The organism is Deinococcus deserti VCD115, from assembly GCF_000020685.1.
GTDB lineage: Bacteria > Deinococcota > Deinococci > Deinococcales > Deinococcaceae > Deinococcus > Deinococcus deserti.
In genome coordinates, this window is record NC_012526.1 from 740,956 (window position 1) to 767,054 (window position 26,099).

Genomic DNA, 26,099 nt, shown 5'->3' on the forward strand with positions numbered 1-26,099 from the left:
CGGCCCCCGCTATGCTGCTGGCATGTCCGACGCTGCCCGTCCGCCCGAGGCCGACACCGAAATGCCCCGCACCATTACCCTGCTGCTGGTTGATGACCATCCGGTGGTGCGCAAGGGCACCCGTGAGCTGCTGGAGGGCGAGACGGACCTGCACGTAATCGGCGAGGCGGGCAGTGGTGAAGAAGCTGTGGTCAAGGCACGTGACCTGCAGCCGGACGTCATCCTGATGGACGTCAGTATGCCCGGCATGAACGGGATTGAGGCCACCAAGGCCATCAAGGCCGAGCGGCCCGGTGTGGGCGTGCTGGTGCTGACCAGCTACGATGACGACGCCTACATTTTTGCCCTGCTCGAAGCGGGCGCAGCGGGTTATCTGCTGAAAAATGCCTCGGAAGACGACCTGCTGGGTGCGGTGCGTGCCGTGGCTGCCGGCGAAAGTGCTCTGCACCCTAGCGTGGCCCGCAAGGTGCTGGAGCGCTTCAGCACCCATACCACCCCAACCCCTCCGGAGGATGACCTGAGTCCCCGCGAACTGGAAGTGCTGCGCGTGGCCGCCACCGGCCGCACCAACAAGGAAATTGCCCGGGATCTGGACATCAGTCCGCGGACAGTGCAGGTTCATCTGGCCAATATTTTTTCCAAGCTGGGTGTAGGCAGCCGCACCGAGGCCGTGCTGCACGGTATCAAACGCGGCTGGATCGACCCCAGGACGCTGTAAGACCTTTTAAGGCCTCCAGGCTCAGGTGCTTTTAGGGACGAAGTGGCTGACCCCTGAAAATGTTTGTCTCTCAGAGCTCAACACGTCAGGACTAAGGGTCCAGCAGCGCCGTTCATGCAGGGCATGAGGCCGAGTGTCCAGCAGCCAGGGCCATTCGGCGGGGGTCCGGTAAACCGCATTGCCCCATCTGGATGCCTCTGAAGCAGAACCGCGCTGACGCCTGCCCGGTTGTTATGAAATCCATCTGCGTCCGGAATCCCCTGCCGCGGTATCTGTAACTGAAGCTTTCCGGCAGGATGCGGACCCGCCGGGCATGACACGGCCAGATCGTCAGGTCCAGGCCACCATGGGCGCGGGGTTTAGGGCCCAGCAGGAAGTCCAGTGCCCACCCCGCAGCCAGAACCAGACCTGCTCCCGGGTGAAGAAGGCACTGATTTCAGGCAGGGTGTACAGAAGCGTCTGATTTTCAGGGACTCCGGCTGCCGGAGACGTGGCTGTACGCGGTCATGGCCTGCGGCATTGTGCGCTACGTTAGCCAACTAAGGTATGTCCCTGCCTCCCTTTCCTCCGGCCCTGAGCGCTGCCACCACCACCAAGCAGTTCGGTGAGGCGCTGGCGGCGTTTGCGTGCAAGGTGGCGCAGGCCCATGGTGTCCGGGTGTGGGTCATGCAGGACGGGCGGCTGAATGAAGTGGCCTGCGATGGCCGTGGCATGGCCCTGAGCGATGGAACTCTGGCCGCACAGGCCATGGCGGCAGGTGCGCGACTGGACGAAGGCATGCTGAGCGCCGTGCCTTTCGGGTGTGGGGTGCTGGAGTTCGTGGGGGCCGACCACGAAGAGGTGGGAGCCCTGAGCCAGATGGCTCCGCTGCTGGGGCTGGCCCTGGAAGGGGTACAGGCCAGGGAAGCGCGCCAGGGCCGTGGCCGGGTCGCCGAGAGCGTAGAACAGCTGGTGCGCCGTCTGGGCGGAAGCCTGGACCTGGGCGAGGTGTTGACGGCCACCGCCGAGAGTGCAGCCCTGGCGCTGGGATTCGGGCGGGCGTTCGTGGGCCTGTTCAGCGAGTTCACCGAGCGAGGCGCCCGCACGGGCGAGGTCTTCACCTATGGCCTGGACGCCTCCTTTACTGGTGGCATCGGCGTGGGGCCGGTGTCGTTTGAGCGCCTGATGCAGCGTGGGGAGGTCATCGTCTATGACCGCGCGCGTGATGCCAATTCCCCGCTGGCTGGCGGCCTGGCGGAACTGAACCCGGCAATGGCGGTGATTGCCCCGCTCAGCGCGCGTGGCCGGCCACTGGGGGTGTTGTACGTCGACCGCCAGACGCCGGGCCCCGGCCTGACCGACGACGATACCTGGCTGGTGCTGACCCTGGCCGAGCAGGCCAGCCTGGCCATCGACAACGCGCGGCTGTACAGCACCGAGACCCGCAAACGGGAGGCAGCTGAAGCCCTGCGCGAGGCAGGCGCCGCACTGGCCGGCAGCCTGCATCTCAACGAGACCCTGGCGGGCGTGCTGGAGCGCGGGACCAGCCTGTTCGGTGCCGACGCCGCTGCTGTATATGAGCTGCAGCCTGACGGCCGGACCCTGACCATCCGCAATGCGGTGGGCCTGCCCAGCGAATACGTGCTGCGGGTGCGCAGCAAGGTCGGTGCGGGCGTGACCGGGCGCGCCGTACAGCGGCGTGAACGGGTAACCACGCCTGACGTCCGGACGGCGAATCTGGGCGCCGGTAGCCGCTACACCCGTCAGCTTCTGGCGCAGGGAACCTACCCGTACCGGGGCGTGGTGGCCCTGCCGCTGAGTACCCGCGCAGGCCCGTTCGGGGCGCTGACCCTGTACTGGTCAGCCACTTTGCCCCTGGACGCCGATGATCTGGCCCTGACCGAGGTTTTTGCAGCGCAGGCCTCGCTGGCCATCGAGAACGCGCGCCTGTACGAGGAAGAACTGCGCCGCGAGCGTGAGGCGGCCGTGCTGTTGAATGTCGGCCGGCTGCTGGGCGAAGATCAGAGCGACCGCGCTCTGACAGAGGCCACGCGCCTCTGTGCCGTGGCCCTGAATGCCGCGCGCGGTCTGATTGCTCTGGTGGGTGATGACGGTCAGGTGACCCGCTGCGCCACCTACAACCTGCATCCGCCTTCAGCAGATGAACTGACATCGCTGTACGCCCAGCTGGGCCGGGGTCCACGGCCACTGACCCGCCGCTACGCCCTGCCGGTGGCGGGCAGCGCCTTGATTGTTCCCTTGCGCGCAGATCTGGGCAACGAGGGCGCGGCTCAGCAGGGCAGAGGCAGCGTACTGGGCTTCCTGTATGCCGACGACCCGGGTACCGAGGCGCCCAATGACCGGGTGCTGGGCCTGGCCCGCAGCGTGGCGGACCAGATGGCCCTGACCCTGACGCGCGAGCGCCTGCTTGTCGCCCTGGCGCGGGAGGAGGCCCGGTACCGTCAGCTGGCCGAGGGAGCCCATGACCTCATCCTGAGCGCCGATCCGCAGGGCATCATCACCTATGCCAATCCGGCCGCGACCCGCCTGCTGCAGCCCCTCACCGGTCCCCTGGTCGGCACCAGCCTGCTGGAGCTCAGCAGCGTGGCCACCCGGGACGCTCTGTATGCTGCCTGGGACGCGGCACACACCCGCCCCAGCGGAGGCCGCGCCGATATCCAGGTAGGGCCCTACCGCCTGGAAGCCCGTCTGAGTGCTGTGCGGACCGGAGTGGCGGGCGGGGAAGCCGGGGAAGGCGTGCTGATGGTTGCCCGTGACCTCAGCGAACTACAGACGCTGGCCGAGGAAATCACCCGGCGCGGGCAGGCCCTCGAAGCTGCCACCAGCCGCCAGAGCGAACTGCGCACCTATCTGACGCTCTTTACTCAGGCCCAGGAGGAAGAGCGCCGGCGTATCAGCCGCGAACTGCACGACGACACGGCTCAGGTGCTGACTGCGACCACCCGCCGCGTGGCGCGGTTGTCCCGTGAGCTGGAGGGCGAACAGCGCGCCCGTGCCGACGACATCCTGGTTGACCTCAATGACGCCATCGAGAGTGTGAGGCGGTTTGCGCGCAACCTGAGGCCCAGTGTCCTGGACGACCTGGGGCTGCTGCCGGCCCTGGAGTGGCTGGCCACCCAGGCCCAGACCGACACGCGCCTGGAAGTCAGCGGTCCGGAGCGACGCCTGACGCCGACCGTGGAACTCACGGTCTTCCGGCTGGCCCAGGAGGCGCTGAATAACGTGGATAAGCACGCCGGAGCACACAGCGCGGCAATCCGCGTGGTGTTCAGTGATTCGGGCGTTCGGGTGGCCATCACTGACGATGGCCAGGGATTCACCATGGCCCAGGCCGAGAAACGCGCCCAGGACGGCCACCTGGGATTAATTGGTCTGCGTGAACGCGTCGCCCTGGCGGGAGGCGAGCTCGACGTGAACAGTACTCCCGGCCAGGGCACCACCCTGATCTTTGACCTGCCCAGCTGAGCAGACTGGTCAGGGCAGGTGTCGGCTCAGCGGCCGTAGCGTTCCAGAAAAGCTTCTCGGCGCATCCAGGCCATTTTCGGCTTTCCTTCGCTGGGAGTCCGCGCCGTGCCGTACATCAGGCGGATCAGCCGAAACCCCAGGGCGTACCAGTGGGCACGGGCCGCCGGCAGCTCCAGCAGCGTGAAGCCCGACTGCGCCAGAGGTGCATGAAACAAGGTCACCGCGAATACAGCTTGTGCCTCCTGCAACTCTGGCATGACCTCCAGGGCCTGCGCCACGTCCCGCAGACTCCGCTGGTAGGCCCGGTAGGCTCCCAGCGCGCCGCGGCTCGCCAACCCCACGATGCGCGGCGAGTGCAGGTGGAGTTCGGCGGTGGGTGTGCCAGGGGCCAGTGGAAGCGGAGCCGGAGCGTGGTCGAGTGGCGCGATCCGCATGACTCCATCGGCGCGTTGTGTCAGGTCAATGACGCCTAAGGCCCGAGCAAAGCGGTCCTCGACCAGCCCCCGGTAGATCAGGAGCGCCAGATCGTGTCCGTGTGCGCGGCGCAATCCGGGCAGCTGGCGGAGAGGAACCGGGCGGTACCCGGACTGGCGCAGAGCGGTCAGACGGGTGGTCAGTTCAGATGGCTGCAGTTCAAGCGTCTGGCCCGGTTCTGGCCGGGCCACAGGGCGGGGCAGAGGAGAGACCCCCTGTTCCGCCAGCACCTTCAGCGCCAACCAGGGCAGATCCCGAGCGTCCCAGGTGGTGACCGGCTGGGACGCCACAGCTTCCAGCAGGGCCAGCCCGGTCGGATCGCCCCGGCCCGACAGTTCGTGACCGGCCAGGGTGGCCTCCTGAAGCAGTTCCGGTGCCTGCTGCGTCAGCCTGGTCGGCAGGACCAGACTCGCCTGCATGCCCTGACCCTTCAATGCTTCCAGGCTCAGGTGCAGCTCAGCTGCGGTGCCGACCGGAACCAGCAGCGCCACTTCTGGCCCACCACCGTGCCCCCCTGCCCACGCCCCGAACGCTCCGGCGCGCAGCAGTGCCTCACGTGGATTCAGTCCCTGCCCGGCGTCATTCATGGCCTGGACTGTAGCGCAGGACCCAACGCGTTCCAGGGGCAGTTCTGTGGGAAACGTCAGCTTTGTGGCCTCATCTCATGTCTGGCGTCGTATTCTCCTTTGTAGTGATGCTTCAGGTTTTCTTAAACTTCCTCGGGTCAGGCGCGTCACGCAGGTGCCACGCATGAAGCCGTTGCGCATCGGCCTGTTCACGGACACGTTCCTGCCTGACCAGAACGGCATTGTGACCAGCGTGGGGCTGCTCAGCGACGAGCTGCGCGCCCAGGGTCACGATGTCGAAATCGTCGCCCCGGACTTTCCTGAGCATGTCGAAGCGCGCCCGGACGTTTACCGGGTTCCCAGCGTCAAGTATGTTTTTTTGCCGACCTACCGGCTGGCGTGGCCGACCCGAAAGGACTTTGAGCGCCACTACGACATCGTGCACACGCACACGCCCCTGACGCTGGGACTGGCCGGAGCGCGGCTGGCCCGCAAGTGGAAGGTGCCGCACGTCGCGACCTATCACACCCATATCGAGGCCTACACGCATTACCTTCCAGGGGCCACGACCGTGCAGCGTCATACCGGCGCCGTCACCCGGACAGCGGGGCTGTATTACGGCCGGGCTGACGCTGTCATCACTCCCACTGCCGGGATGTTCGACGTGCTGCGCCGCATGAACGCCCGCAATCCCATCGTGATTCCGACCAGCATCGAGCCCCGGGTGCTGCGCACAGCGCCGCCTGTGGCCAGTCCCTGGCCCGAGGGACGCCGCCGCCTGCTGACGGTAGGACGTCTGGCACGCGAGAAACGGTTCGATCATGTCCTTGACACCCTGCCGGCGTTACCTGAAGCGCACCTGGTGATTCTGGGGGAAGGGCCCGAGCGTGAACACCTCGAACTGCACGCCCGCCGCTTGGGCGTCGCGGACCGCGTGACCTTCCTTGGCGTCAAGCCCTGGACCGAGATCGGAGCGTATTACCGGCTGGCCGAGCTGTTTCTGTTCGCCAGCGATACCGAGACCCAGGGCCTGGTCCTGCAGGAAGCCCAGCTGATGGGGGTACCGGTGGTGGCGGTCGGCGCGCGCGGCACCCTGAGCGGAGTGGCCCACGAACGCAGCGGTTATCTGGTGCCGCCTGGCGACGTCAACCGGCTGATTCGCCACTCCCGCGCGGTACTGGATGATCCGCAGTTGTGGGCCCGGCTGTCGGCTGGCGCGCGTGCCTTTGGGGCGACCACCACTCCGGCTGGAGTGGCCCGGCAGGTTCTGGAGGTGTACGCCCAGGTGCTGGGCATGCCGAGCGAGGTTACTTTTCCCGAGGCGGCGCCCGGTCATCCCCGAAATAGCCTCGTGTATGACCAGTGACGTTACGTATGTGACGCCACAGAAACGGAGCCAGTCCCCCTTCGAGCCGGCGCCCGCTGGTCTCGACCAGGGCTCCGGGCACATAGGCCACCTTGCCCAGGCGGTCAAGCTCCTGACCCAGGATGACGTCCTCATAGGCTTCCACCACCGGGTATCCTCCGGCCAGCAGCGCCGCCTCACGCGAGTAGGCCATGTTGGCCCCGGCCAGGTTGGGTTTGCCCACCAGGCGGCAGGTGTGCAGAAAGGCACTGTAGCTGCTGCGCGACAGCCGGACCATGGCCGGCGAGACCCCACAGAACTGCATGGGGCCGTACAGCGCCACGCGGCCCGGCGCGGCCTCATTAAGTTTTTGCAGCCACTCCGGAACGGGCAGCGAGTCGGCATCGGTGGTGGCTATCCATTCACTGCGCGCCTCTTCCAGGCCCAGCTGCCGGGCGCGCGCCACTCCACGCTCCGGACAGCACAGCACCCGGGCCCCCAGGGCGCGCGCCACCTGCACAGTGTCGTCAGTGCTGCCGTTGTCCACCACGATCACTTCGGCTGGCGGCTTAAGCTGCTGTTCCAGCGCCCGCAGCGTCTGGGGCAGGTACTTCGCCTCATTGCGGGCGGGAATCACAACCGAAAATTCGGGCACCCGCACAGGCTAGCAGGACTTTACGCTGCATTCCCGGCATACCTGAGTCACAATGGGACTTTATGAGCCGCCGACCTCTGCGTGAACATCTGCCTCTGCGTCCTGGCACCGCCGGCGGTGTCCTGGTTGCGGGGCTGACGCTGGCCTGTGCGGAATTTGTCCGGAGTGGTCTGTATGGCGCCTACCTGACTCAGGTGATCGACACGAGGTTTCACTTGCCCGTGGCCGTAGCCGGGGCCGCCTGGACATCACATATGGTGGCTGACACGCTAATGCGGGGTCCGGCCGGAGGGCTGATCCAGAGGTTCGGGCCACGGCGCGTGGCGTTTGCTGGCGCCGCTGTCAGCCTGCTGGCCCTGAGTTTGCTGCCGCTGGTCCACAGCGCCTGGATGCTGCTGCTGGTTGCCGCGCTGCATGGCATTGGCTTTTCACCTATGTGGCCAGCTGCCATGAACCTCACGGCCGACGCGGCACGCCCCGGATACGAGGGAAGGGTGCTGACGGTGGTCAGCACCTCCGTGATGCCTCTGACGGGTCTGGGATTTATGGTCTATGGGGCCCTGGCCCGCCGCCCCGATGTCTGGGCGCTGAGTCTGGCCCTGGGTATGCTCAGCCTGAGCCTGATGATGTCGCTGCTGCTGCCGGCGCGCCGACACGTGGAAGCTGCCGGTGATGACAGCGAGCGTCAGCGCCGGCCTCGGGGCCTGCTTCCTACACTGTTGCCGCTGCTGCCTGCCGCCTTGATGCAGACCCTGACCCAGGCCCTGATCGGCAACTGGCTGTTTCGTATGGCTCCTAAATTTGGCCTGGAGTACTGGGATCTGGTGGCCCTGCTGGTTGTCGGGGGCGCGGTGGCCTTTGGCAGCATGCCGTTTACGGGCCGGATCGCTGACCGTGGCCGGGCCCGGCTGGCCGTTACGGTCGGATACGCCCTGGTCGCTCTCGGCATGGCAGGTTTCGCTTTGATGCCTCCCGTATGGGCCCTGTTTCTTCTGGCGGCCTGCATTGGCCTGGGCTACGCTTTTCTGACCCCCGGCTGGGCCGCCCTGGTTGCCCAGACGCTGCCCGAGGCCCAGCGCCCGGCGGCCTGGGGTGTACTGATGACCGTCGAAAACGCTGGTTTTGCCGCTGGCCCTCTGCTGGGCGGTCTGGCGCTGCAGCAGGTAGGGGTCCGTGGACCATTTGCTCTGGGCGCAATCCTGGCATTGATGACGTCCCTGGGCTACGTGGTGTTCCGGCGACATTTCCAGTCGCGCCCACCAGGGGCTGGTGGAGTTCAGGCCGATACGTCGGTCAAGGCAGGAGGCGCCGATTAGGACGGGCAGAACCAGCATGAGCACCCGAAGTAGCGGTAAGGGGTTGCGCAGCCCGGTAGTCTCCTGGGCTGGGTTGCTCCTGGTATCGGTGGTTGCCGCTGAAGTTCTGGGGCGCGCAGCCGGCTGGGGCGCCCTGGGACCTGGGAATCCCGAGGGGCGGCGGGTGGCGGTGACCTTCGACGACGGGCCGGGTCCGCAGACCGCAGAGTTGTTGTCTGTCCTTTCCCGGCACGGCGCACGCGCAACCTTCTTTGTGACGGAGCCAGCTGCCAAAGTTCACAGGCCGGAACTGGAAGCGCTGCGCAGCGCCGGGCACCAGCTTGAGGCCCACGGACGCTGGCACATCCACGCCCTGCTGCTGCCTCCCTGGCTGGAGTGGAGTCAGGTGCGCTGGCATCCCCGTGCTCATGAGGCGGGGCCGCACCTCTACCGCCCGCCCTACGGAGGGCACAGCCCCTGGACCCGACTGTTTGCGTGTCTGCAGGGCCGGCAGATTGTCTTATGGGACGTAGAGGGCCGGGACTGGACCAGTGGCGACGCTGGCACACTGGCCGAGCAGGCCCTGAGGCGGGTGCGTGCGGGCAGTGTGATTCTGCTGCATGACGGTCCTGCCGTAACTCCGGAACTTCTTGATCACCTGCTGAGTGAACTGGCCGCGCGTGGCCTCCAGGCCGTTCCCCTGAATGAGTTGCCGCCGGGGCACATTGGCTTTCGCGCAGGGATCCGGCGGCTCCTGAGCAGCTACGGGCGCTGAACAGAAAAACCCCGCCTGACCAGGCGGGGATAAAGAAGGCTTGTACGCGTCAAACTTACTTGCTTACGCGCTGCCGGCCGGTAAGCGCACGGCCCAGCGTGACTTCATCGGCGTATTCCAGCGCGCCGCCCACCGGCAGACCATAGGCGATACGGCTGACAACAGCGCCCAGTGGCTCCAGCAGGCGCTGCAGGTACAGCGCGGTCGCGTCGCCCTCGACGGTGGTGCCGGTGGCCAGAATAATTTCCTGACCTTCCTGAACACGGGGCAGCAGCGGCTTGATATGCAGCTTTTCAGGCCCAACGCCGTTCATGGGGCTCAGGACACCGTGCAGCACGTGGTACAGGCCGCGGTACTCGCCGCTGCGCTCGATGGCGATCACGTCGCCGGGTTCCTCGACCACACAGATCAGGTTCTGGTCGCGGCTGGGATCGCTGCAGACGTCACAGCGCTCGGCATCCGTGATGTTGAAACAGACCGGGCAGGTATGCAGGTCGCGCTTGGCGGCGAGCAGTGCGCCGGCCAGCCGTTCGATGTCCTCGCGCGGCTGTTCGAACAGGTGAAAGGCCAGCCGCTGCGCGCTTTTGGGCCCGATGCCGGGCAGGCGCGACAGCTCGCGGATCAGCGACACCAGGGAAGGAGGGTATTTCATGCCTTGCCCTGTTCAGCGGACCGTTCCATCAGAATCCGGGAATACCCAGGCCGCGCGTCGCTTCCTGCTGCAGCGCGTCGGCCTTGGCACCAGCGTCCTGCAGGGCCACCAGAATCAGGTCCTCAAGCGCTTCGACGTCGCTGGCATCTACCGCCTCAGGCTTGATTTTCAGGCCCTGCACCTTGCCGTGCCCGTTCATGGTTACCGTGACCAGCCCACTGGCCGAGCCTTCCACCGTCTGTGCAGCCAGATTTTCCTGAATCCGGTTGGCGGCCACCTGGGCCTGCTGCATCTGTTTCATCAGCTTCTTCATGTCCATGACCCGCAGTCTAACGGGCAGGCGCGGTCAAGAAGGTGCCGGTGGGAAGGGTGATCAGGTCAAAGCGCGGCGCTGCGGGCACTCTTGGCCTTGCGGTACAGCTGTGCCGGGCGACCCACCCCGGTCCGGCGCTCTCCGCTGGGGGTCAGCACGCCCTGAGCCAGCAGCCGTTTGCGGAAGTTCCGCTTGTCGAGCTTGCGGTTCAGGATCGCCTCGTGGACCCCCTGCAACTCGGGAAGGGTAAAGGTCTCAGGCAGGAATTCAAGCGCCAGATTGGCATATTCCAGCCGCAGCTGCAGGCGTGCCAGGGCCCGGTCCAGAATGCTCTGATGGTCGAAGGCCAGTGCGGGCGGCTGGTGCGCACTGAACCATTCCGCCCCCAGCGTGTGGCCACCGCCCGAAACCTCCACCGTTCCGTGCGGCAATACCGCCAGATGCGCCACGCTGACAATGCGGCCGCGGGGGTCCCGGCCCACCTCGCCGAAGGTGTGGAACTGCTCCAGGTGACGCGGTTCAAGTTCCACGGTTGTCTCGGTGCGCAGCACCCTCAGGGCGGCCTCGTGCAGTTCCTCGCCGGACAGCACCAGCCCGCCGGGCAACGCCCAGTCGCGTGCGTGTGGCAGTTCACCCCGCTGAACCAGCAGCACCCGCAGAGCGCCGTCATGCATGGCAAAGGCCGCCACGTCTACCGCCAGACCTACGGGCATGGCCGGTACAGCCGAAGTGGCAGGAGGCGTCATGGCAGGATGCTAGGGTTTGTGTCCACAGGACGTCAAGGATTAAGTGTCACAGAGGTCCCGGCTTGCCTAGCGCTATCGCGTGCTTGGACCAAAGGTTTGCGTTGTTACCCTGCTGGCTGTCTTTCGGCCCTGGCAACCTTCACATGGGCACGCAGCAATTCGGCCACACTCCAGGCCTGAAACGGGCATCCACCGGGGGTGAGCCGCAGCCCGTTAAAAACCTCCGAAACGTGGCCGAGGCCAGCCTCCCATACGTGCCCCTGCAGACCACGCAGCGCATCCCGGGCGCCCGTAATGTTCCCGCCCGAGAGCAGAAGGTCCACGTAGGAGGCCAGTGGCCACGGCCAGACAGTGCCCTGATGGTACGCCGCGTCCCGCTGAACCTGCGTGCCGCCGTAATTGCCCCGGTAACGCGCATCAAGCGGTGAAAGTGTATGCAGACCCAGCGGCGTCAGGAGTTCCCGCCGCACCAGCCCGGCCGCAGCCTGGAGCTGCGCAGGAGTGGCCGGTGTGTCCGGCAGCGCCAGGGCCAGGGCGACATTTGGCCGGGTACTCAGGTCCGGCACTCCATCTGCGCTCACGGTGTCGGCAAAGGCCGTGCCGGTCCAGAAAGCACCGAAATTCTTCTGGGCCTGCTGGAACTGCGCGGCGAATTCTGGCATTTCACCCAGCCTTTCCGAAAGCCGGGACTCGGCTCCAAGGGCAGCCAGCCACAACGCCTGAATTTCTACCGGCTTGCCGTGCCGGGGCGTCACGACCCAGCCCTCGATCTTCACGTCCATCCAGGTCAGCTGGACGCCGGGTTTGCCGGCCAGCAGCAGGCCGTCAATGGGGTCCATGCAGATCCCGTGGTCGGTCCCCCGGACATGCCAGCTCAGCAGCTCACGCACCTGGGGCAGAGACTGGCGGGCAAAGTCCAGATCGCCACTGGCCTGCACATACCGCTCCAGCGCCACCACCAGCCACAGCGCTCCGTCCACGGTGTTGTAACCGGCTCCGCTGCCGTTCTCATGGAAGTTATTTGGGATCAGACCCCGGCGCAGGGTTGCCAGGAAGGTTCCCAGCAGTTCACGCGCCTCGGCATACCGGCCCGTGACCAGGGTCAGGCCGGTCAGGGCAATCATTGCGTCCCTGCCCCAGTCGGCAAACCAGGGGTAGCCGGCGATCACCGTGACGCCCGCCGGAGCTGAGCGCTGCGCGAGGTACGCGTCCGCCGCCACGGCCAGGGTCGCCACCAGGTCGTCGCGGACCCCGGTGGCCGCCCACGCCTGCTCAGCAAGGGTCCGCCGGCGGGTGGCTTCAGCCATGTAGGCCGCCCAGGGGTCGGGCACTCCGGGGGCTGGCCCACTGGAAAAGACCAGGGCGACCTGTCCTCCGCCTTCGGGCAGCCGGACCCGCCACAGTTCCGCGCCCAGGGTCAGTTCGGACTCCGCCTCGCCCCGTGCGGCGTCATGACGGTAATAAATCCGCTGGGGAAAAGGCGCAGGCGTCAGCACCTCAATCCCGGCACCGGGAGCGTGCAGGCGGACCCGGGTCTGCCGCTGTCCCTCGATCACGGCTTCGTGGCCCGAGCAGCTCAGGCTCAGGGCAGGAGCGCTGGCATGCACCGAATGCATGTCCCGGTCCACGAAGTAGCCTCCCAGCGTCAGGGTGACGGGCTCGTCTGCCTGCACGTCGTACAGATACACGACGCTGTCGGCGCCCTGCGGCATACAGCTGCGGCGGCGCACGCGTGCGCCGCGCCACAGCTGTTCCCGCTCCGGCAGCAGGTCGCGCAGTGTGGCGCCGGCCAGCAGGGCCTGGACCTGCCCTTCAAATACGTTGGGAGCAAGTTCAAGCGCATGCAGTGTGGCCTCGCCGCAGCTCGTGCTCAGGATTTCCAGCGGTGAGACCACGTGCGCATAACGCTGAACCGGAGGCCGCTGGCTGAGATTCAGGGCCGAGTAGCAGCGGGTGGGCACGCCAGCCAGACTTCCCAGTGAGAATCCGCCCCGTCCGTCGGTCAGCAGTACTTCCAGGTCCGGACAGCGGGCCTGACCCGGACCGAAGAACTGTGTCACTGCCGGCAGGGAAGCAGAAAGTCGTGTCATACGGTCCAGCATGGCAGCAAGCATGATGAAACGCTCCAGACCAGACGCGCCCCGACCAGGGAAGGGCCCGTGGTAAACTGTGAACCTGTCTGTCTGAACCACTCCTGCCCTCTTGCGGCGCGTGCGAGACAACAGGCCGCCCAGGATGCCAGCGTGCGCCGGGCGCGGCGGAGGTGATAAACATAGCGAAAGAACACAAGGTCAACGAGCAAATCCGCGTCCGCCAGATCAGGCTTATCGGCGGCGAAGGCGAGCAGATCGGCATCATCGACACTCGTGACGCCATGAATATGGCGCGCGAGAAGGGTCTGGACCTGGTCATGGTCAGCCCTCAGGCCGTTCCACCTGTCTGCCGCCTGCTCGACTATGGCCGGTTCCGCTACGAACAGCAGCAGAACGAGAAGGAAAACCGTAAGCGTGTGCGCTCGCAGGAAGTCAAGGCCATCAAGTTCCGCGTGAAGATTGATGACCACGACTTCAAGACCAAAACCGGGCACGTGCGCCGTTTCCTTGATGACGGTCATAAGGTCAAGGTGACCATCATGTTCCGTGGCCGCGAACGGACCCACCCGGAACTGGGTGAGCGGATTCTGGTTCGTGTCGCTGAAGCGCTGGCTGACGTGGGGACGCCTGAGGGCATGCCCAGCATGATGGGCATGGACATGAACATGATCATGGCCCCCAAGCAGGCTCCGGCGCCCAAGAAGGAGCGCACGGAGGAGTCTGCGGAGAAGGCCGGTTCTGCTGGAGAGACCGAGCCTGTGCCCGCCGCCTCTGCCGCGGCTGAAGCACCCGCCAACGTCTGATTCTGCACCGGAACTGACTGCCGGCGCCGTCCCATGTGGGGCGGCGCTTTTCTGTTGCTGCGGCCGGGGTCTGCTCAATAGAGACACCTGCACCCATACCCGCCGCTTTATTTAGTAAACTGGGACCATGATCAAGATGTACACGACCAGCTGGTGCCCTGACTGCCACGTAGCCAAGCGCGCCCTGCAGCAAAAAGGTTTTGAGTTCGAGGAAATCAACATCGAGAATGACGATCAAGCTGCGCAGTACGTCATGCAGGTCAACGGTGGAAAGCGCAGTGTGCCGACCCTGGTGAGCGGTGACGTCGCACATAGCCTCAGTGGCTTCCGTCCTCAGAAGCTCGACGCTTTCCTGGCCGCCGCCGGACTGTAAGGTCGGTACTCAGCCAGCCGCCGCGCCCACAGCGGGAGCGGCGGCTGGCTTTGCTTCACTGAAACGACTTACTTCCGCAGGGTCTGCGTGTGAACCAGTGTGGTGACGCCTGTTTCCGGGACGGTGTAGAAGCGGACGGTCAAGGTGTCGGGTCTGACGTCCAGCCAGACGAATCCTGGAACCTTGTAGGTTTCGAACGCAGCCAGCCGGGTTCCGACGCGGCCCCCATACGCTTTGCCCGCAGCTCCACTGACCACGGTCCAGGTGCCGGGGCATTCGGGCTGTGGTGCGAACAGTTGCAGCGCGTGTTCGTGCCCGGCGAGCAGCAGGTCAGCCCGGCTGCAGGCCACGCGGTACAGTTCGCGGACTGCGCCCCCGCGCTGAAAGGTCAAGGGCAGGTTGTCGTAGGTCCCGGCGTTTCCATGCCTGCCGTTGCTGAATAGGGGGTGATGGCCCAGCACCAGCTTCCAGCGCGCCCCGCTCCTGGTGAGCGCTTCCGAAAGCCAGGCCCGCTGCGCACGGTCCCAGACGCCACCAGGCCGCTCGTTGACCCGTACTCCCGGCAGATAAGCGGCCAGCGGCGCCGTATCCACCGCGAAGAATTCCAGCAGAGACCCCTGAGGTGCCCGGTAGGTCCGGGCGGGCATGACCCACTGGGGATTGATTCGTGAATACGCCACCTGTGCCTCTGCGCCGCGCGGGTCAGCTCCGTCGCCGCCGCGTACCCAGGACTCGTCATGGTTGCCTGGAACCATCAGGAACGGCACTTTCAGAGGCCCATACACGTCCGCAAACCGTTCGCGGAACAGAGGAGAGGCCGGATTCCTGGGACCTGCGGGGTAGAAGTTGTCGCCCAGTCCCACCCCCAGATCACAGCCGTCCGTGGCGCAGATCCCGGCCATGGCCGCTGCTACCCTGTGCTGCTCTTCGGTCCCCGTTCCCTGATCGCCCATGACGACCACGCGTATGCGCGCAGGATCAGTCGGAACAGCGACCTCCGCCACCACGTCGGGAAGAGGACTCTGACTAGGCAGTTGTGCGGGCGCACACGCAGAGAGCAGGCCTATGGCGGCGAACAACAGGAGGCGCATCCGTACAGCTTAAGGCGCGACCAGAGTCCCTTCATGCCTTCTCTGGGAATATGCTGGCAGGCTCTGAGCCTTCTCAAGACGGTTCGAAGGAGCAGGGCTGGCTCACGATTTCTCCCAGCTGGCAAGTGCCTTTTCCTGACGTCCGTGCACCCTGGATCCGGAGGCTGGCGCTCTGGCCTGGGGCAGGGAGCTGCCACCGCATCAGGTTTCCAGGGTTGCTCCTGCCGGCTGCAACCCGGTATCCTGACCCCATGAAGCCTCTCGCCCATCACTCCGGTCTGGTGATGCGTGGCGTGTGGCCGCGACGAATGCCGTACCTTCCCGGTCTGGTTACCCGAACTCTGCGCGCCTGAGAACCCCGAAGCGGTTTTCAGGCGTTCTGCTGGGTTGCGGCCAGACCGGGTCTGTCTTGTCTTGAATATGTAAGGAGAAAACACATGCACGTCGTTCTTCCTGACGGTAAACAACTTGAACTGCCCATGGGTGCCACCGCGCTGGACGCGGCCAGTGCCATCGGCCCACGCCTGGCCCAGGACGCGCTGGCTGCAACCGCCAACGGTGAACTGGTGGATCTGATGACGCCGCTGCCTGACGGAGCCAGCATCACCCTGATCACCAAGAAGAACCCGGGTGACGCTGCGCCGCTGTTCCGGCACTCGCTGGGCCACGTGATGAGCCAGGCTGTCGGAGAGTACTACCGCGCCAAGGGGTACTCCGACGACCGCATCAAGCGGGGCGTGGGCCCCAGCATCGAGAACGGCTGGTACCAGGATTTCGATCTGCCCGAGCCCCTGCGTGAAGAGGACCTGCCCGAGATCGAGAAGATCATGCGCGAGATCCTGTCGCGTAACCTGGCCTTCAGGCGCCGCGAGGTCAGCAAAGCCGAAGGACTGGCGCAATTTCCACACGACCCGTACAAGCAGGAGCTGATTCAGGGGCTGCCCGACGACGAGCCCATCACCTTCTACCAGCAGGGTGACTACGTGGACCTGTGCCGTGGCCCTCACTTTCCCTCCACGGGCCGCCTGCCGGGTGCGTTCAAGCTGATGAGCACCTCCGGCGCCTACTGGCGCGGCAACGAGAAAAACCCCATCCTGCAGCGTGTGTACGGTGTGGCCTTTGCCAGCCAGAAGGAACTCGACGAGTACCTGCATCAGCTTGAGGAAGCCAAGCGGCGCGATCATCGCAAGCTGGGCCGTGAACTTGAACTGTTTACCATCGATCCCCTTGTCGGCAAGGGGTTGCCGCTGTGGCTGCCCAACGGCACGGTGCTGCGCGAGGAACTTGCCGGCTTCCTCAAAGAGCAGCAGTTCCGCCGTGGCTACCAGGGGGTCATCACCCCCAACATCGGGAACCTGGAGCTGTACAAGACCAGCGGTCACTACCCGTACTACGCCGATGGTCAGTTCAACCCTATCGAGGTGGACGATGAGCAGTACATGCTCAAGCCCATGAACTGCCCGCACCACGTGCGGATCTACGCCAGCAAGCCGCGCAGCTACCGCGACCTGCCGGTACGTCTGGCAGAGTTCGGTACGGTGTACCGCTACGAGCAGAGCGGTGAACTCAACGGCCTGACGCGGGTGCGCGGCTTCACGCAGGACGACGCGCACCTGTTCTGCCGCCCGGATCAGCTGAAAAAAGAATTCCTGGACGTGCTGGACCTGACGGTGCTGGTCCTGAAGACCTTCGGCATGAACGACGTGCGCTTCCGGGTGGGCACCCGCGACCCCGAGAGCGACAAGTACGTGGGCGACGAGGCGAACTGGGAACTCGCTGAACGCCAGATTCTCGAGGCGGTGGATGAGGTCGGCCTGCCCTACACCATCGAGCCTGGGGACGCCGCCTTCTATGGGCCCAAGCTGGACTTTGTGGTCAAGGACGTGCTGGGCCGCGAGTGGCAGCTGGGCACCATTCAGGTGGACTACAACCTGCCGGAGCGTTTCGACATTTCCTACGTGGGCGAAGACGGCCAGGACCACCGTCCGATCATGATTCACCGCGCGCCGTTTGGCAGCCTGGAGCGCTTCGTGGGCATCCTGATCGAGCACTACGCCGGAGACTTCCCATTGTGGCTGGCGCCTCGGCAGGTCATGATCATCCCGATTGCCGACCGTCATAACGAATACGCTGAGGAGTTGCGCAGCGAACTGCATGCCGCAGGCCTGCGCGCCGAGGTGGATGACAGTTCCAACCGCATGCAGGCCAAGGTCCGCACCGCCGAGCTCAGCAAGATCCCGGTGATGCTGATCGTGGGCGACAAGGAGCAGGAAGCCCGGCAGGTCAGCGTGCGCGAACGCAGCGTCGAAGGGCACAAGGAGCGCAAGGGCGTGGCCTTCGACGACCTGTGCGCCGAACTGCTGGAGCGTTACCGCGCCCGAATCTGAACATCGCAAGCACAGCAGGCCGCCTGGATTTTCAGGCGGCCTTTCTGCTGGCAGGGCGAAGCCGGGAGCAGACCTGTGCGGAGGCAGGAAGGGCTTGTGAGGCCGCAGGGTGTAGGCCTCGCGCCCGTGTTAACGGAACTGCGCGAGTCGCGATTCGATCAGCTGTGCAGCGCTGGGCTTCGCGGTCGTGACAGCCTGCACCTGAGCCCACTCAGAGGCATCGGTGTAGTTCTGTAGCTTCATCCCATTGAGGAACACGGTCGGGGTTCCCTTGACCCCCAGGGTCAGCCCCGCCTTGATCTGTGCATCCACCACAGCGCGCGACGAGCGCTGGGTCATGCACTTCTCAAAGGTCGCTGGAGTGAGCTTGGCGTTGCCAGCGTAGGTGCGAAACTGTGTGGCCGCGTCCCGGGCGGAGAGCCGGTTCCAGACATCGAACCCTGCGAAGATCTGATCTGCCATCTTCCAGAAGGCTCCCTGCGCCGCAGCACATTCGCTGGCTTCGGCGGCGGCAAAGGCATTCTTGTGAAAGTCCAGTGGAAAGTGGTAGTGCGCCACGCGGTACTGCGTGGTCTGCCTGGCCCAGCCGGGCAGGGTCTCATGCCACAGATCGCGGCAGTAGGGACACTGGAAGTCACTGAAAATCCGGATGCTATTCGGCGCGTCGGCTCGCCCTGAAACGTTCCGCGTGGCGGGGAAAGCCGCATCCGGCCAGATTTTCAGGGCCAGATAAGCGCGCCACCGGACCTGCGCGCCCTGACCAGTAACTTTGACAGTGATCATGTCCTGCTCGCTCTCGTCCGTGAATTCAGTGAACCCACGGCGGGCCGAGGCCAGCAGTTCAGAGCTGCTCAGCTGCCGGACAAGTTGCGGCAGGTCAGCTTCCCGCATTCCCCAGGCCGCGGCCACTCCACGGGCCAGGGCAGTGCCTGTGGCGGCCTCGACTAGTACGCCCACCACCCGTCCGCCGCTGACATCCAGGGTCACGCGGGTTTCGGGACCTTGGAGTACATTGCCTGCAACGCTGAAGTCCTTCAGGACCTCCTGCCGAACGGTCGCCTGGGGCGTCTCCCACAATTGCGCACTCGCGACCGGGGCCAATGCCACTCCCCATACCAGCCCCAGCAAAACTTTATTCACAGACCCAGTGTAACAATTATCACAGTGGGAATTAAGTTGGACTTAAGATGCCTCAGAAAGTTGGCTCTGACCTTTCTGTTACCTTGGACCAGATCCAACATTCCAAAGATCCGCCCAAGGAGACGCTATGCATACTCCCTCCAAGGCCCTGGCTGCTGCGCTGACAGCCACTTTGCTCTCTGCCTGCGGCACTACGCCTCCAGAGGTTCCTGAGCCCAGCCTGCCGGCTGCCCCAGAAATCGCGCCGCAGATCATCACGCGTCACCCGGTCCTGTTTGTGCACGGGTACAGGTCCAGCGGGTCAGTCTGGAACACCATGATTGCCAATTTCAAACAGGACGGCTGGACCGATGCCCAGCTGTTCAACTGGTCCTACGATTCCACGCGCTCCAATTCCGCAACCGCTGAACTGATCCGTCAGAAGGTGGACGCAATCCTGGCCCAGACCGGAGCCGCCCGGGTAGATATCATCTCGCATTCTATGGGCGGACTGTCATCCCGCTACTTCCTCAAAAACCTTGGGGGAACAAGCAAAGTGGATGCCTGGGTCTCGCTGGGTGGGCCTAACCACGGTACGAATACCGCCAATGGCTGCTGGTACAGTTCCTGTTACGAAATGCGTGAAGGTTCTTCCTTCCTGAATTCGCTGAACAGCGAAGATGAAACGCCGGGGTTCGTCCGATACGCCACCTGGTGGTCCGCCTGCGACGAAATCATCAATCCTGACCGGAGTGTGCTGCTGTCCGGAGCACTCAACACGCAGACCGCCTGTATGAGCCACAGCCGGCTGTACCAGAGCACCACCGTATACACGCAGGTGCGTGACCTGATTCACCGTTGAGTAAACGGGGCAGCCAGGAGCGGACCCATGTCACTTTCAGTGGTTGCGCCCTTGGTCACGGCCTTCTTGCAGACGAACATGATGTTCTTTGGGCACAGCTTTTTACTGCTCTGGTAGGCGTTGATTCAGGATATCGGAGCCGCAGAGAGACTGTCTGACAGTGTCCTGGTGCAGTTCCAGAGGCGTCAGCAGCCCAGGTGTGCAGGCTCAATATTTCAAGCCAAGGGCGCTCTTGCCTCTGGTCAGGGGTCGTACCCGTTTACAGCTTGGCAGTGCCGTGCTAACATTCCTTCCGCTGGAGAGGAGAGACCCACCAGCCCCACGCAAGGGACAGCATGAACCGCCCATGCAAGCGGCGCTGTAGCCAAGTGGTAAGGCAGAGGTCTGCAAAACCTCCACCACCGGTTCGAGTCCGGTCAGCGCCTCCAATCAATACCCGTACAGACTCGTAGCTCAGGGGTAGAGCACTACCTTGACACGGTAGGGGTCAGGGGTTCAAATCCCCTCGAGTCTACCAACAGAACTCCCGTCCAGGCGGGGGTTTTTCCTTTTATGCCCAGGCGTCGTCAGAGGCAGAGAAGGCGCGTGTGTGCACCATGTGTGCACCAGTCATTCTTGGGGTCAGTCAGCTGCCTCCCTCAACGTCAGGTGTCGCTGCAGGCTGAACTCCGCGTTGCGGATCTCGTCCCGCATCACCGTCCGGTAATGAAGCATGGCGGTCGAGGGGCGGGAGTGCCCCGCAATCTTGGCGACCACCTCCGGCAGGTGACCAGCGCGCAGCAGATTCGTGATGTTCGTGTGGCGCCCCGAATGGGTTCCGAACTTCTCGATCCCCGCCCGTTCGCAGATCCGGTGAATGTTGCGTTGCACGTTGTGCCGGTCCAGGAGCGTCCCCAGACCCGTGGTGAAGATCAGGTCATGCGGCGGCCAGGTCCCACCCAGCTGTGCCTTGAGGACATTCTGATTCTGCTGATGTGCCCTGAGCACCGCCAGCAGATCCGGACTGGCCGGCAGCGTGCGGCGGGAGTTCTCGGTCTTCAGCTCGCCCAGCCTGGGTTTGTTCTTCACCAGCTTGTTCGCCTGCACGATATGGATTTCGCGGTACTCGAAGTCCACGTCACCCCAACGAAGGCCAAGTGCCTCACTGCACCGCAGGCCCAGCGAGAACAGCAGGTAGAACAGTGGGAAGAGCGGATCGCTCTGTGCCTCCTGCAGAAAGGTGACCAGCTCGGCATCGGTCAGGGCCTTGCGCCGCTTGGGCTGGCGCTTCTCGGCCAGGGATGCCGAGACCTTGATGCTGTCGGCCGGATTCTTCACCAGGAGGTCCTGGTGCATGGCTTCTTTGAATGCGGCGCTCAAATGTTCCATCACCTTCTTCCTCGTACTGGCCCGGAGATGCTCACTGAGCTGCGCTTCAAGCTCCAGAATGTGAGCCCGTTTGACCTTGTTGAGAGTCAGGCGCTTCAACTCTTCGGGCACGTAGAGCCTCAGGCGCAACTCGTACTGCTCGAAAGTCGTTTCACGCACGTGGGGTTTGCGCAGGTGCAGCCAGCGGTCCAGCCATTCCCCGACGGTAACCTTCTCGCTGGCCACCAGCAGGCCTCGTTCCCGGTCTGTGATGGCGCGAGCGAGCGCTCGCTTGGCGTCCAGCTTGGTGGCTTCAGAGCCACTGGTCACGACCACCATCTTTCCCTGGAATTTCTCCCGGAGTTGCCACCGGTACCCGTTCCGGTACTTGTAGACGCTGCCCTCGCCATTGCCGTTGTTCTCTTTGCGAGCCCTGCTCGCGGTTGTAGCCGATTTTTTCATGTGATTCCTTTCCTTGTTCAGCGACCTCCCGCTCAGATGATAGGGGAGCCGTGGAGCTCCCCCAGTGGTTGAGCGGCTTGATCTTCAGGGCTTCATCGGATGCGTTTTCCAGACACCGTAGGCTTCCCACAGGTCGCGCAGCCGGCGCTCCGGGTATCTGCCGGTGGCGTACTTGGCCGCGCACTCCAGCACCCACACGCCGAGGTCGTGGACTTCGCGATCTGCCAACTGAACAGCGACCGGCAACTTGTTCTGCGCGGCGGCGCTGACGAGCGCTTGAAGTTTCTTGGGCAGCGGCTTGAGCCTCAGGGCAGGCATATCGAAAAAGTTGAAGATGTCGGACATGGTGGTTCTCCTCGTGTTCCCGCGGTGATAAGTCGTGTCAAGGACATTCACTATGTACACCTCGGGGGAAAATGCGGTTAGGGACAACAAAACTTCTTCGGCAGGACATACATCCAAGGTGTACGTCGGTGTATGTGTACAGGAGGCGGGATGGCGCTCATCCATGGCCTGGTGCGGTTATTTGGCATGGGTGTACGTGGTGAACATTTCCGCCTCGGTTTTCCGCATGCGGTAGTACAGCCCGTCCTTGCGCCGGCCCAGAAACTCGGTGGTGTAGCCCGTCTTCGACAGAGCAGGGGCCAACCGGCGCAGACGCTCTCCCAATGCCCGGGCACTCTTGGGCCAATCAGGCGCAGGACGCTTGAACCCGGCCATGATGCCTTCCTGCTCGTTCAGCAGGTTCAGCAGCAGGTTGACTGGCCCTTCCCACCACTTCCTCTCGTCCAGGAAGTCTTGAAGCGCCTGGGCCACGTCATCGCCTTCCAGGACTACGCGGGCCGCTTCGTCCTGCATGTCGGTGTAGACCTGCAGAAACTCGCCGGGTTCCCAGGGCAGGCTGGGCTCGGCAGCCACGAGGAGCTTGGCAAAGTCCGCCAGGCGTGGCGCCTGTTCCAAATGCGTATCCTGCAGGCGCTGCAGCCCCGTAGCCAGGGCAGTAAGCAGTGCCCCTAACACCTGAGGGTGCGCCTGGACAAACCGGTTTTCCAGTTCCTGTTCCGTAAGGCGCTGGCTGGCTTCGATGCGCTGCAATTCCACCAGCAGGGTCCGCTCGGCCAGATCGGCCCGCGTCAGCAGATCCGCGATACCGTTGAGAATGGCCGGACGCATGGCCTGCAGAACCGTCTCTTCGTCGTTTGTGTGCAGCGTCCGGGTGGCAAACGATCCCCCGGTGGACAGGCAGCACAGGCTGTCACTCAGATCTGCAGAGATGCTGGACAGGTTGTCGAAGCTCAGGACATGAGCACTGCGCGCTGCGATGAACAGGTCCTGTTCCTTCCTGGGTGCTCGGCGCCGGGTGGCTGTGCTCGGGTCAACGAGCCGTTGCAGCGTACTGGCAGCGGTACTTTTCCCCACGCCCTGCTCTCCCTTAAAAGCCAGGTGGGCATATGGGCCCTGGGCAGACAGAGCACCCAGCAGAAAGGCGGTACAGAGAATCAGGCCACGCCGGTTCGTATTCAGCAGGTCAGACAACGGGCTCAGGGTGCCCGGGTCCTCGGGGAGAGGCAGGGGCAGCATCTGCGGCGAACGCGTGAAGCGAACGGGGCACTCTTCCGCAGACAGGAGGCGCCAGGCCCCTCCCGCCACTTCCACCACCTGCCAGTCATCGCGGCCCAGGTCGAGATAGACCTTGCCCTGCCAGTGTTTAACCCGCTGGCCCGTGGGATATTCCTGACCTTCACGGCGGGCACGGGCGGCCAGCGTGTCCAGCACTTCAGTGAGCGCCTGGTTACCCAGGATGCGTTGCTCCTTCTCGAAGAACAGGTCGCCCGCATAGTCCCGTGCACCTCTCGAAGTCAGGCGGTGGTGCTCACGACGCCCCTGAGCCTGCACTGTCAGGTAAGCCTGGCCGTGCTCGTCACGCCACGGTTCTCCTGCGTCAAGAACCAGCTGCAGGGCACGTGTGCTCTTGCTCATTCGCCGATCCGTGTCCTGACCGTCAGCAGAAGCAGTAGAGCTTTCTGCCTCTGTCCTGTCGTCACGCAGGGAAAGCCCCAGCAGGTGTGCTGCCGCCTTCACCGCCTCGTGGACGTTGCCCTGGTGCTCCAGCGTGCAAAACACGCTGAAGGCATCATGCCCGTGACCGTTGCATAGAGGATCGGCCTGGTGATGCGAAAACACCTTGGGCAGAAGGTCCTGATTCGGCAGCAGGTGTACGCCCGCTGAGCCGCTCGTGCTGCCAGGAAACATCCAGTCGTTCTGCCCAGTGCGCTGATACCCACAGCGTTCCAGCACTTCGCCCGGAGTGAAGCGAGCGTTGTAGGCCTCGATCACACTGGCGTTGGTCTTGGGCTGGTGCCGCGTCGGCTTAATCTCAGGCGCGAGTTTGACCTTGTTCCAGGGACAAGCGGCCTGCATTACGGGCAACAACTCATGCCAGTTCTGCCACAGCGTTACCAACTCTGCCGGCAACTCGGGTAGGACCTCCCGGCTCGGGGGGACGCCATTGACCCACACATACGGCTTTTGCGTCTGCGGATGAATAGAAGGCGGCAGAACATCCTGTACACCTGCAGAGCGCAATTCAAAGACCGTGATGTCAGGCCCACCAGTCGTGCAGGGCCACACGAGCTTGTGGTGGGGGAGAAGCATGCCTTCAGGCACGAGATACACTGGCTTTTCGCCTTTCTGGCCGTGAATACGCCAAGGGTTTTGCGGCACAAGGGCCACCAGATCAATCCCAACTGCGGCCAGCGCCATCTGCGCATACTCTTGATGATCCACGTCGATTACTGCTGTACCGCTGACGCTGTGCAACAGACCCATGTTCTCCCCGCTGTGTCCGAAGCGGGCCGCGGCCTGCACAGAATCACGCAGTGCGTTCTCTGGCTTGTTCCAACCGGTACCACGCGGGCCCTTCTGCCCCTGTGGGATGGGCACCAGGCCAAAACCCATCGTGTCGGTGTAGTGCTGGGCGTAGTCGCCGGTGGCCCATCCGGTCAGGCTTATGCCCTTGATAGGTGGAGTGCTCACTGGGTCTCCGCCTGCAGGAACTCAGCGATCGCAGCATGCGGGATCAGCCACTTACGTCCGTAGCGCACGGCCCGCAGCTGCCCGGAGTTCAGCAGGGCGTTAACGGTGTTCTTGGACAGCCGCAGCAGCGTTTCCGCTTCCTTCGGCGTGTACACCTGGGGCACGAGCGTGGTCCGGTCGGTCATGGGGGTGAGGTCTTTGGTGTCCAGCGGTGTCATGTGGTTAGTCATGGGTTCTCAACTTCTCCTTTCGAAACCCACTAGACCTAAAGCACTTTGAGTGCCTTAATTGCTTTATGACCCAAGACGAGTTGGACTTCTATGACACTCTTCATAGACAGGTACGAAGCGGGCTTCGTGCCGAGGGCGTTAAACCCTCCGCCCTCGGTGTCCTTGATGTCGTGCGAGCGGTGAAGAGATGGACAGTGCTCAGCCAGGAGTGGGACGACGCGGAGATTTACGAACTGAACGTCAAGGCTATGGTCAAACGCTTCAGCCGGACGTTTCGGAAAGCTGGCCTCCTTGAAGTTTTTCCTGACCGGACACCCGAGCAAAGCCAGCTGGACTCAAAGCACGGGGTGGCCTATGCGACGGCAGAGAACGAACTGCTCTATACCAAGGTGCGGGCCATTCGCCTGACAATGACGGGCTCTACAGCTCCCCTTTTTCCATGGTTGGACCTGGGCTATGGAGAGGCGCGTCGAAACGCTGAGGAGTGGTTGGTGCAGCAACAGGATCCGAGTGCAACCCTCGAGTGTGAGCTGGTGATTCGATTGACCACATCTCAAGCAAGCGCGTGGATGCGTCATGTCCGCGAGGTGGCCGAGCGCTACGCTGATGATCAGGAATGGCAGAACCAGGGCCAGCCTTTGACACCTGAGCTGGGTGCGGCGCTCTTCGCTGCTCCGAATTTCGCGTCACCTATGGTGATCGTCGAATCGTCTGATGATGACGGAGACCTTGTTCGGAGCACCGGTATTTTGGCCAGGACAGTTGGGACTGCCTTAAATCTCCCGGGTAGATTACGTGAAGTCGAGGTTCCACTCTCCGGCGTGCTTTTCGACTTCCACCAAGCCCTTACCGATATCGCACTCACGACGACTTGGTGGGATACCAGTCATGCGCTGGAATACGTGCTGACTGGCCATCCGCCACTGCCGCTACTGGCTTCCCCTCCAGCAACAGGGGGCCGACGCCGCGATAAGGTGCTGACCCGGCAGCACGTCGCATTGCTAGAGCTCAAGCATCGGCTTCCAGAAGCCAGTTGGCGCCGTCGGTTGGAGCAGTTCAACACGTGGTGTGACCGGGTAGACGCGCTGCGGCCTTTCCTTGGAAGTACGGCGCCGCAAGCCATTCGGGAAGAGCACGCTCGTGCACATGCCAGGGCCACTCACTTCAGCACCTTCGTCAAGCCCTCCGAGGGCAGGAGCAAGTTGGAGCATCCAGAGTCAAAGTTGTGGTGATGTCTTGACCCTTTGCCAAGGGCCCTAACCCCATGGGTTGTCCCCATCTACCAACAACTG

Annotated in this window: 22 protein-coding genes and 2 tRNA genes; 12 read left to right on the forward strand and 12 right to left on the reverse strand. The window is 64.0% G+C overall.

Annotated elements, in window-relative coordinates; all coding sequences use genetic code 11:
* Window positions 1-22: 22 nt before the first annotated feature.
* On the forward strand, window positions 23-718 hold the full coding sequence (locus DEIDE_RS03640; protein WP_012692595.1) for a response regulator: 696 nt from the start codon (window positions 23-25) through the stop codon (window positions 716-718).
* 546 nt (window positions 719-1,264) lie between these two features.
* A complete protein-coding gene (locus DEIDE_RS03645) occupies window positions 1,265-4,183 on the forward strand; it encodes a sensor histidine kinase (protein ID WP_012692596.1) in 2,919 nt (972 codons plus the stop codon).
* Between the two features lie 26 nt (window positions 4,184-4,209).
* Here the strand turns inward: DEIDE_RS03645 and DEIDE_RS03650 are convergent, their stop codons facing one another.
* Window positions 4,210-5,244 carry a YkoP family protein gene (locus tag DEIDE_RS03650; RefSeq protein ID WP_012692597.1) on the reverse strand — a complete coding sequence of 345 codons (1,035 nt, stop codon included), beginning with the start codon at window positions 5,242-5,244 and terminating at the stop codon, window positions 4,210-4,212.
* 163 nt (window positions 5,245-5,407) lie between these two features.
* On the opposite strand from DEIDE_RS03650, the gene DEIDE_RS03655 reads away from it, so the two are divergent.
* Window positions 5,408-6,589: a glycosyltransferase family 4 protein gene (locus tag DEIDE_RS03655; protein ID WP_012692598.1), complete on the forward strand. Its 1,182-nt coding sequence runs from the start codon at window positions 5,408-5,410 to the stop codon at window positions 6,587-6,589.
* Here DEIDE_RS03655 and DEIDE_RS03660 read toward each other — a convergent pair.
* The gene (locus tag DEIDE_RS03660; protein WP_041227386.1) at window positions 6,531-7,223 is read right to left on the reverse strand and encodes a glycosyltransferase family 2 protein; all 693 of its coding nucleotides are present in this window, start codon (window positions 7,221-7,223) and stop codon (window positions 6,531-6,533) included. The genes DEIDE_RS03655 and DEIDE_RS03660 overlap by 59 nt on opposite strands.
* A gap of 62 nt (window positions 7,224-7,285) precedes the next feature.
* Here DEIDE_RS03660 and DEIDE_RS03665 point away from each other — a divergent pair, with 62 nt between their 5' ends.
* Window positions 7,286-8,539, forward strand: coding sequence for an MFS transporter (locus DEIDE_RS03665; protein ID WP_012692600.1), 1,254 nt, complete (start codon window positions 7,286-7,288; stop codon window positions 8,537-8,539).
* Between the two features lie 16 nt (window positions 8,540-8,555).
* The gene (locus DEIDE_RS03670; RefSeq protein WP_083764218.1) at window positions 8,556-9,293 is read left to right on the forward strand and encodes a polysaccharide deacetylase family protein; all 738 of its coding nucleotides are present in this window, start codon (window positions 8,556-8,558) and stop codon (window positions 9,291-9,293) included.
* A 55-nt stretch (window positions 9,294-9,348) separates the two neighbouring features.
* Here the strand turns inward: DEIDE_RS03670 and recR are convergent, their stop codons facing one another.
* The 4 genes from recR to DEIDE_RS03690 all read right to left on the reverse strand — a co-directional run bounded on the left by recR (window position 9,349) and on the right by DEIDE_RS03690 (window position 13,094).
* Window positions 9,349-9,945 (reverse strand): recombination mediator RecR, encoded by a 597-nt coding sequence (gene recR, locus DEIDE_RS03675; protein WP_012692602.1) that lies wholly within the window; start codon window positions 9,943-9,945, stop codon window positions 9,349-9,351.
* Between the two features lie 28 nt (window positions 9,946-9,973).
* The gene (locus tag DEIDE_RS03680; RefSeq protein ID WP_041227042.1) at window positions 9,974-10,264 is read right to left on the reverse strand and encodes a YbaB/EbfC family nucleoid-associated protein; all 291 of its coding nucleotides are present in this window, start codon (window positions 10,262-10,264) and stop codon (window positions 9,974-9,976) included.
* 59 nt (window positions 10,265-10,323) lie between these two features.
* The gene (locus DEIDE_RS03685; RefSeq protein WP_012692604.1) at window positions 10,324-11,004 is read right to left on the reverse strand and encodes an NUDIX hydrolase; all 681 of its coding nucleotides are present in this window, start codon (window positions 11,002-11,004) and stop codon (window positions 10,324-10,326) included.
* Between the two features lie 104 nt (window positions 11,005-11,108).
* Complete coding sequence (locus tag DEIDE_RS03690; RefSeq protein ID WP_041227388.1) at window positions 11,109-13,094, reverse strand: amylo-alpha-1,6-glucosidase; 1,986 nt, start codon at window positions 13,092-13,094, stop codon at window positions 11,109-11,111.
* 173 nt (window positions 13,095-13,267) lie between these two features.
* On the opposite strand from DEIDE_RS03690, the gene infC reads away from it, so the two are divergent.
* On the forward strand, window positions 13,268-13,900 hold the full coding sequence (gene infC, locus DEIDE_RS03695) for a translation initiation factor IF-3 (RefSeq protein ID WP_012692606.1): 633 nt from the start codon (window positions 13,268-13,270) through the stop codon (window positions 13,898-13,900).
* 127 nt (window positions 13,901-14,027) lie between these two features.
* Window positions 14,028-14,273: a glutaredoxin domain-containing protein gene (locus DEIDE_RS03700; protein ID WP_012692607.1), complete on the forward strand. Its 246-nt coding sequence runs from the start codon at window positions 14,028-14,030 to the stop codon at window positions 14,271-14,273.
* Between the two features lie 68 nt (window positions 14,274-14,341).
* Here the strand turns inward: DEIDE_RS03700 and DEIDE_RS03705 are convergent, their stop codons facing one another.
* Window positions 14,342-15,364: a metallophosphoesterase gene (locus tag DEIDE_RS03705; protein ID WP_012692608.1), complete on the reverse strand. Its 1,023-nt coding sequence runs from the start codon at window positions 15,362-15,364 to the stop codon at window positions 14,342-14,344.
* Window positions 15,365-15,801: 437 nt separating this feature from the next.
* On the opposite strand from DEIDE_RS03705, the gene thrS reads away from it, so the two are divergent.
* Window positions 15,802-17,751 (forward strand): threonine--tRNA ligase, encoded by a 1,950-nt coding sequence (gene thrS / locus DEIDE_RS03710; RefSeq protein WP_012692609.1) that lies wholly within the window; start codon window positions 15,802-15,804, stop codon window positions 17,749-17,751.
* A 129-nt stretch (window positions 17,752-17,880) separates the two neighbouring features.
* Here thrS and DEIDE_RS03715 read toward each other — a convergent pair whose 3' ends face one another.
* Window positions 17,881-18,891, reverse strand: coding sequence for a DsbA family protein (locus DEIDE_RS03715; protein WP_012692610.1), 1,011 nt, complete (start codon window positions 18,889-18,891; stop codon window positions 17,881-17,883).
* A 127-nt stretch (window positions 18,892-19,018) separates the two neighbouring features.
* Here DEIDE_RS03715 and DEIDE_RS03720 point away from each other — a divergent pair, with 127 nt between their 5' ends.
* The 3 genes from DEIDE_RS03720 to DEIDE_RS03730 all read left to right on the forward strand — a co-directional run bounded on the left by DEIDE_RS03720 (window position 19,019) and on the right by DEIDE_RS03730 (window position 20,249).
* Window positions 19,019-19,732 carry an esterase/lipase family protein gene (locus tag DEIDE_RS03720; protein WP_012692611.1) on the forward strand — a complete coding sequence of 238 codons (714 nt, stop codon included), beginning with the start codon at window positions 19,019-19,021 and terminating at the stop codon, window positions 19,730-19,732.
* A gap of 354 nt (window positions 19,733-20,086) precedes the next feature.
* Window positions 20,087-20,160 (forward strand) — tRNA-Cys (locus DEIDE_RS03725).
* Between the two features lie 14 nt (window positions 20,161-20,174).
* Window positions 20,175-20,249: transfer RNA gene (locus tag DEIDE_RS03730), tRNA-Val, on the forward strand.
* Between the two features lie 104 nt (window positions 20,250-20,353).
* Here the strand turns inward: DEIDE_RS03730 and DEIDE_RS03735 are convergent.
* From DEIDE_RS03735 to DEIDE_RS03750, 4 genes are all read right to left on the reverse strand, one after another.
* Window positions 20,354-21,541, reverse strand: a complete 1,188-nt coding sequence (locus tag DEIDE_RS03735; RefSeq protein WP_012692612.1) for a tyrosine-type recombinase/integrase — start codon at window positions 21,539-21,541, stop codon at window positions 20,354-20,356.
* A gap of 84 nt (window positions 21,542-21,625) precedes the next feature.
* On the reverse strand, window positions 21,626-21,886 hold the full coding sequence (locus tag DEIDE_RS03740; protein ID WP_012692613.1) for a hypothetical protein: 261 nt from the start codon (window positions 21,884-21,886) through the stop codon (window positions 21,626-21,628).
* 177 nt (window positions 21,887-22,063) lie between these two features.
* A complete protein-coding gene (locus DEIDE_RS17925; RefSeq protein WP_049760435.1) occupies window positions 22,064-24,577 on the reverse strand; it encodes a bifunctional DNA primase/polymerase in 2,514 nt (837 codons plus the stop codon).
* Window positions 24,574-24,807: a helix-turn-helix domain-containing protein gene (locus DEIDE_RS03750; protein WP_012692615.1), complete on the reverse strand. Its 234-nt coding sequence runs from the start codon at window positions 24,805-24,807 to the stop codon at window positions 24,574-24,576. Before DEIDE_RS03750 ends, DEIDE_RS17925 begins: the two co-directional genes overlap by 4 nt.
* A gap of 65 nt (window positions 24,808-24,872) precedes the next feature.
* On the opposite strand from DEIDE_RS03750, the gene DEIDE_RS03755 reads away from it, so the two are divergent.
* On the forward strand, window positions 24,873-26,039 hold the full coding sequence (locus tag DEIDE_RS03755; protein ID WP_041227044.1) for a hypothetical protein: 1,167 nt from the start codon (window positions 24,873-24,875) through the stop codon (window positions 26,037-26,039).
* Window positions 26,040-26,099 lie beyond the last annotated feature (60 nt).

Excerpts from the sequence above, each read along its gene's own strand:
- DEIDE_RS03665 (WP_012692600.1), top strand. The coding sequence starts at position 7,286 with ATGAGCCGCCGACCTCTGCGTGAACATCTGCCTCTGCGTCCTGGCACC.
- DEIDE_RS03670 (WP_083764218.1), top strand. The coding sequence starts at position 8,556 with ATGAGCACCCGAAGTAGCGGTAAGGGGTTGCGCAGCCCGGTAGTCTCC.
- DEIDE_RS03740 (WP_012692613.1), bottom strand. The coding sequence starts at position 21,886 with ATGTCCGACATCTTCAACTTTTTCGATATGCCTGCCCTGAGGCTCAAG.
- DEIDE_RS03755 (WP_041227044.1), top strand. The coding sequence starts at position 24,873 with ATGACCCAAGACGAGTTGGACTTCTATGACACTCTTCATAGACAGGTA.
- DEIDE_RS03685 (WP_012692604.1), bottom strand. The coding sequence starts at position 11,004 with ATGACGCCTCCTGCCACTTCGGCTGTACCGGCCATGCCCGTAGGTCTG.
- DEIDE_RS03680 (WP_041227042.1), bottom strand. The coding sequence starts at position 10,264 with ATGGACATGAAGAAGCTGATGAAACAGATGCAGCAGGCCCAGGTGGCC.
- DEIDE_RS03735 (WP_012692612.1), bottom strand. The coding sequence starts at position 21,541 with ATGAAAAAATCGGCTACAACCGCGAGCAGGGCTCGCAAAGAGAACAAC.
- DEIDE_RS03640 (WP_012692595.1), top strand. The coding sequence starts at position 23 with ATGTCCGACGCTGCCCGTCCGCCCGAGGCCGACACCGAAATGCCCCGC.
- thrS (WP_012692609.1), top strand. The coding sequence starts at position 15,802 with ATGCACGTCGTTCTTCCTGACGGTAAACAACTTGAACTGCCCATGGGT.
- DEIDE_RS03700 (WP_012692607.1), top strand. The coding sequence starts at position 14,028 with ATGATCAAGATGTACACGACCAGCTGGTGCCCTGACTGCCACGTAGCC.
- DEIDE_RS03720 (WP_012692611.1), top strand. The coding sequence starts at position 19,019 with ATGCATACTCCCTCCAAGGCCCTGGCTGCTGCGCTGACAGCCACTTTG.
- DEIDE_RS03645 (WP_012692596.1), top strand. The coding sequence starts at position 1,265 with ATGTCCCTGCCTCCCTTTCCTCCGGCCCTGAGCGCTGCCACCACCACC.
- DEIDE_RS03655 (WP_012692598.1), top strand. The coding sequence starts at position 5,408 with ATGAAGCCGTTGCGCATCGGCCTGTTCACGGACACGTTCCTGCCTGAC.
- DEIDE_RS03705 (WP_012692608.1), bottom strand. The coding sequence starts at position 15,364 with ATGCGCCTCCTGTTGTTCGCCGCCATAGGCCTGCTCTCTGCGTGTGCG.
- DEIDE_RS03650 (WP_012692597.1), bottom strand. The coding sequence starts at position 5,244 with ATGAATGACGCCGGGCAGGGACTGAATCCACGTGAGGCACTGCTGCGC.
- recR (WP_012692602.1), bottom strand. The coding sequence starts at position 9,945 with ATGAAATACCCTCCTTCCCTGGTGTCGCTGATCCGCGAGCTGTCGCGC.
- DEIDE_RS03750 (WP_012692615.1), bottom strand. The coding sequence starts at position 24,807 with ATGACTAACCACATGACACCGCTGGACACCAAAGACCTCACCCCCATG.
- DEIDE_RS03690 (WP_041227388.1), bottom strand. The coding sequence starts at position 13,094 with ATGACACGACTTTCTGCTTCCCTGCCGGCAGTGACACAGTTCTTCGGT.